At 37.7% G+C, this 6,000-nt stretch carries 5 protein-coding genes; 1 reads left to right on the top strand and 4 read right to left on the bottom strand.

The features are described from left to right. Window positions 1-355: 355 nt before the first annotated feature. From IO68_RS19675 to IO68_RS19665, 3 genes are all read right to left on the bottom strand, one after another. Entirely contained in the window at window positions 356-2,332 is a 1,977-nt protein-coding gene (locus IO68_RS19675) for a BCCT family transporter (RefSeq protein ID WP_029424896.1), read from the bottom strand. A 152-nt stretch (window positions 2,333-2,484) separates the two neighbouring features. Next, a complete protein-coding gene (locus IO68_RS19670; protein WP_023012647.1) occupies window positions 2,485-3,183 on the bottom strand; it encodes an ion channel in 699 nt (232 codons plus the stop codon). A gap of 53 nt (window positions 3,184-3,236) precedes the next feature. Further along, entirely contained in the window at window positions 3,237-3,833 is a 597-nt protein-coding gene (locus tag IO68_RS19665) for a TetR/AcrR family transcriptional regulator (protein ID WP_004881948.1), read from the bottom strand. An 85-nt stretch (window positions 3,834-3,918) separates the two neighbouring features. Here IO68_RS19665 and IO68_RS19660 point away from each other — a divergent pair, with 85 nt between their 5' ends. Then, the gene (locus tag IO68_RS19660) at window positions 3,919-5,127 is read left to right on the top strand and encodes an oxygenase MpaB family protein (protein WP_023012646.1); all 1,209 of its coding nucleotides are present in this window, start codon (window positions 3,919-3,921) and stop codon (window positions 5,125-5,127) included. Window positions 5,128-5,332: 205 nt separating this feature from the next. Here IO68_RS19660 and IO68_RS19655 read toward each other — a convergent pair whose 3' ends face one another. Beyond that, on the bottom strand, window positions 5,333-5,989 hold the full coding sequence (locus tag IO68_RS19655) for a tetratricopeptide repeat protein (protein ID WP_023012645.1): 657 nt from the start codon (window positions 5,987-5,989) through the stop codon (window positions 5,333-5,335). Between the last annotated feature and the right edge of the window lie 11 nt (window positions 5,990-6,000).

The raw sequence follows: 6,000 nt of genomic DNA, 5'->3' as shown, positions 1-6,000 counted from the left end.
AGTATTCCTCAACGCTTGCAAGCACTTTTAAAAATTAAAAGATTCGGTTGTTTCATTTTTAAACTCAAGTGACTCTAATTCACTGATTTATATGGTTTAAAATTTACCAGTCATCTTAAAAGCAACATAAATCCATATAAATCATTGTAATTATTGAATTTTATTTAAAATATGTTTTTATTATCAACAATAAAACTGCTTTATCCTTATTTTTAGTTCTTATTTTGAACAAATCATTGGGCTAAAAAATATTTCAGGCATTCTCCATATGTTCAAAAGCTAACCACCTAAATAAAAACAACGGTTTTGAGAAGCCCAAAACCGTTGTTTTCAATATTTCAATTAGAATCTTCTGTTAAGAAGCCGTGCCTCTTACAATATTTAAGAAATAAAGATGACGTTCATACTGATCAATAATGTCTTGAATCAAATCTTCTTGTGTCCAATCCATCACATCATAGTTTTGTCCACCTTCTCTTAAGAAAACTTCTGCTTGATAATATTGAGCCTCATCCGCATCGCCTTGTCCTAACATAAAACTTGGTGGCACTGTTTCATGTGCATATACCGTATAGATAAAGTTAATCTCATGGTGATGGTCAACACGTAGCTGCAAACCTTGTTCAGTATTTTGAATATCCACTTCAAGATGACGGCGCTTGAACTCCCGTTGGATACTTTCAAAAGCCTTTCTGACTTGAGTATCAATATAAACCTTCACTTCCTCTTCAGTATGAGGATAGTGCATGATCAATCCTAAACGCTGCTGCCAACTTCTTGGATTATTGATCGCTCTAGGCGTAGTGCGGGCCTCATTCAACATTCTGGCTTTAGTTGCATCCAGATTTAAGGCTTTTAATAGCCCCCACCCCATCAACATCATAATTAAGGCAAAAGGCAGCGCACTAACCAACATAGACGCTTGTAAAGTTGCCAAACCACCGACTAATAATAAGCACACAGTCAATGCAGCAATTAAAACTACCCAAAATACACGTTGCCATGCAGGCGTATCTTCAGTGTTAGCAGTTAAATAATTAACAACCAAAGCACCAGAATCAGCAGAAGTCACAAAGAATAAAAGCACTAGAATTGCAGCTACCATACTCATGAGACCTGAGAATGGTAAATGATTTAAAAACTCAAAAAGTGCTACTGACGAATCTTTCTGCACCATTTCCATTAAAGCAATATTATTTTCTTGCATAATGCTAAATAGTGCAGCATTCCCCCAGAATCCCATCCATACAATCGTGAAGCCTGTTGGTATCAAAATGACACCGAGAATGAATTCTCGAACTGTTCGGCCACGAGAAACTCTAGCAATGAACATCCCAACAAATGGAGACCATGCAATCCACCACGACCAGTAGAATACTGTCCAACCACCAATCCAACCTGTTGAATCGTAGGCTTGCAAATTGAACGTCATCACAAAAAGATTAGATAGATATTGCCCTGTATTCTCGACTGTTGTTCGTAATAGATGAATCGTTGGACCTGCCAAGAAAACAAAAACGACTAAAAGCACAGCAAGAATTAGATTCAGTTCTGATAAGCGTTTTACGCCCTTATCAAGACCTGCGAAAACAGAGAGTCCAGCCAAAATACTGACAAAAATAATCAATCCAATTTGAGTAGGAACACTTTGCTCAATACCGAATAAGTAATTTAATCCAGCATTGACTTGCAGAACACCGAAGCCGAGTGAGGTCGCAACACCAAAGATGGTACCTACGGTCGCAAAGGTATCAATTGCATCACCCCATCGACCATAAATACGTTTACCAATAATTGGATATAACGCAGAACGCGTTTTCAAAGGTAAGTTATGACGATAGGCAAAATAAGCAAGTGATAAACCAACCAACGCATATACAGCCCAAGCATGTACGCCCCAGTGAAAGAGCGTAATACGTAAAGCTTCTTTGGCTGCGGCTACGGTTTCAGGGTCGCTATTCGGTGGGGTTACATAATGCATGACAGGCTCTGCCACACCAAAGAACATCAGACCGACGCCCATACCCGCTGTAAATAACATTGCGAACCACGAACCATTCCCGTACTCAGGCTGACTATGATCAGGACCTAACTTAATATTTCCGCTGGAAGAACAGGCGATGTAGACGAGAAGCACAAGGAAAATAGCAACACAGAGAATATAGAACCAACTAAAAGAATCCGTAATCCACTGTTTAGCTTGAGAGGTTAATGTTTCAAATAGATGAGGTGCGACAATTGCAAAGACCAAGAACATTGCAATAATCAGTACCGTACTAAAGAATACGTTCCTGTTGACATTCGACAACGAGGATATTGTTTTGGAAGGCATGATTCCCCCATGTTTTTGTAATGATAATCGACAGACTTTAAAGTCAAATAAGGCATTCACAATGTGAATAAAAGCGAGCTCAGAACACGCAAAACTCGATCAATAGTATAAAAAATGTGAAAAATAAAGCAGTTGTAATGCTGTAACAAAAGCTAATCTTTCTCTTTTGTCGACCTATTCAAAACATGCGGAATGTATTGCAAGGCAATTAATCTTGAAACAATAACAGCGAAGTACATTACCCCACCAAACATTTGCAGCATGGTAATTCCGCGTGCAGCGGGACTAATCGGCATGACATCAGAAAGTCCTGTCGCTGACTGCAAACTAAAGCTGAGAAATAATAAATCTAACCATCGTTGTAGTTCTTGTGGCTGATTTGGATTTTGAAAACTATTGGGAATGACAATCTGGCAAATACTATAAAGAAAGGCAAATGCCCATGCGATCAAAGTAAAGACCGCACCAGCAGCAAACAACTCATCCTTTGTCAGATAACGATCTGCAAACATATAACGAATCAACCCATAAGCCGCATAGAAATAAGCGAGTGCTTCAAAACTATGTGCTGTAATTTGAACAATTTGACTATCAAAACCAATAAAAATAAGAATCGAAAATACAAATGCCCCACTCACAAAAAACAGTCCCCAAAAAGTAAAAACTGGCGACTGGCGAATAACTTTTGCAATAATTAATAAGGCTAAAACACCTAATGACCACGTCAACGCTTTATATTGATTATCGTCATACGTCACGGTGCTAAAAATGAGTAAGGCCAATTGAACCATGAGCAGCCAAGCGGATGGTAGCAAACGAAAAGCATTCCAAAATTGTCGTAAAGTTTGCATGTTATTGTCCTTTATTTATCACGGCGCATCACATCTGTTTCTGATCTACTCAATTATGTTGCATCTAAAAATGTCACAATCATCGTGGAAAGTTCTTGTTGTAATCGTTGCTCTTCGATCAAAAAAGTATTTTTACTGGCATAACGCATCATAGTAAATAAAGTACTATTAATGATCACAAAAGATTTATGTTTTAGTGTTTCAAAGTCCCATTGCGGATAATAGCGACCAAATAAATACATGCCTATTTCTAAAAAATGTCTTTCTAAAACTTGGGCCGCCTCAGAATCACTATAAGCATGCCAATTCTTCAAGATTTCGATAAAGAAACCATGATCTGACTTTAACGATTCAAAGCCAAATGCAATACTCAATGTGATAATGTCTTGAATAGTTGCATGTTGTTGTAGCATGACCAACTGTTTAAGTGCCTGCCCCAAATCTTCACTTTTTCTTAGTAATAGTTCAGCAACAATTTGCTCTTTATTTTCGAAATATTGGTAAATAGAACCCACACTAACACCTGATTTTTCAGATATTTTTGGTGTAGTCAGTTGTAATACCCCATTTTCAGAAATACATTTTTGTGTTCCCTCTAAAATACTTTCTACAATCATTTTTGCACGCTGTTGTTGCGGTCTTTTTCTCATTTCCAACCTCAAAATAAATGCGAATTGAATGCGAATAATTATTCATATTAAGCTTTGATTAAATAACAAGCAAAGGTGTTATGCAATGCAAAGCATCAACAAACCGACACGTTTAGCTTCATTTGAAGAAATGATTCAATCCAATCTCAAAACCAAGATCTTGCGCTATATGATTGATCAAGATGTGCAGCCCAGCTATGACGAATATTTAGCATTGAATAATGCTTTACAAAGTGGTGATGAACTCATGGATCAAGTCATGCAATGGGTTATGCAGAATCCTCGAGAGCACCGTAAATATTTTGAAATAGCTCTTTATGAAGGTATTGATAAACTTCCACATGAGATTCCAGAGCTTGCTCGGTTTTTCAGGATGATTGAAGCAAAACCACACTGGTATGAGCAAAGTAAAATCGATGAGGCCATTAAATTTACTTATCGCTTAGGTGCAAATAATGGTTTTATCCTTCGAGACTTATCACTCATGACGGGCTACATGTACCCAGGTTTTAATCAACCTTTGGTATTGACAGGTGCCTTAAAAAAGCAAGCTGGAACACGTCTCGCCGAAACAACCAAATGGTGGGTTGATATTACTGAACCAGATGGCTTCGAACGTTTTAGTAAAGGTTTTACCTCAACTATTTTTGTTCGCTTTATTCATTCTCTAGTCCGCCATCAACTTAAAAAATCTGAGAAATGGGATGCTGAGACTTGGGGTTTGCCGATCAATCAATATGATCAAGCCATGACCAATATTGCATTTAGTGGAGTCGTGTTACTTGGTATTCGTGCGCTAGGTATTTTTCCGACACAACAAGAAGTCGAAAGTTTCTTACACTTTTGGAAATATGCAGGTTGGCTGATGGGCGTTGAAGAAAAATGGCTCGTCGATAAAGAGTCTGAAGGCTGGAAGCTGATTTATTGGATGCAATTTGCCCATCCTAAGTCGGATGAAAGCAGTATTTCATTGGGTTCTAGCTTATCGAAAGAGCCTTTTGAACGTAAATATCGTTATTTAAGAGGCTTTCAGCAGCAACTGGCTTATCGACAGCATTTAGAAATTACCCAGTTTTTTATAGGTCGTAAGAAAATGAAAAACTTAGGCTTGGCACCACAATCAGCGTCATGGTTTGCCTATTATCTGATTTGTCGAAATTTAACTTTATATAGCGGTGCCAAATATCTTCCGAAATTAAATCATTTCCTTGAAGAGAAAGGTCGCAATTTACAGAAAATGGGATTGTCTTTGTATCGCAATCAAGGTCAACAACTTGCCAGTATGCATCAATAAAGCATAAAAAAGCCCTCATGAACTGAGGGCTTTATCTTTATATACCGATGAATAATCAGATCCATCAACACTGTTTATTCACTATATCAATACCTTTATCGTGCTGTTGAGATATGAGCTTCTAGTAGCTCTCTGAATTATGCCTCAACCCTTTTTCTTTTAAATGCCAATGATATCCCATCGGAAGCTTTGCATTTCTTCCCATCTATTGCAATTCCACGAGCTTATCTGCACCCCATGATAATCCATAGTCAGCAGCCTTTTTATACCATTTTTTTGCCAACTTAATATTTACGGCTCCAGCAGAACCATCTTCATACATTTCTCCAAGTTCATATGCTGCAATAGCCATTTCCTGATCAGCAGCCTTTGTCATCCATTCCATGGCCTTAGTCTCATTTTTGGCTACTCCTTCACCAGCACGATACATTGATGCAATTTCATATTGTGAATTTGCATGCCCCTGCATCGCAGCTTTCATAAACCATGCATATGATTCTTCAAAATTTTCATCAACTCCTTGTCCAAACAAGTAAGCTAAACCAAGATTGTATTGAGCATAAGGATTGCCAGATTGGGCAGACTTGCGAAACCAATCTACAGCTTTGGTAAAATCTCTTTCAGGGCCATATGAACCACGTTTATAGATCATCCCAAGGCTAAGTTGAGCATTTGGGTTCCCTTGTTTGGCTTCTTCTGAATATTTTGCATAAGCAACATTGATATCTTTTTTCACAAAATCTTCATCTAACATTGCGTCTATTTGAGCAAGTTGAGTTTTAGGAAGATCTGAGCTTTCGCTACATGCCATGGTTGAAAATACAAGAATTAAGAAAATTAAAATATTCTTTATTAAATACATAAGCCTATTTC

Origin of the sequence: Acinetobacter sp. COS3, assembly GCF_000475335.1 — a bacterium.
Classification (GTDB): domain Bacteria; phylum Pseudomonadota; class Gammaproteobacteria; order Pseudomonadales; family Moraxellaceae; genus Acinetobacter; species Acinetobacter venetianus.
This window is presented reverse-complemented; position numbering and strand designations above follow the sequence as displayed.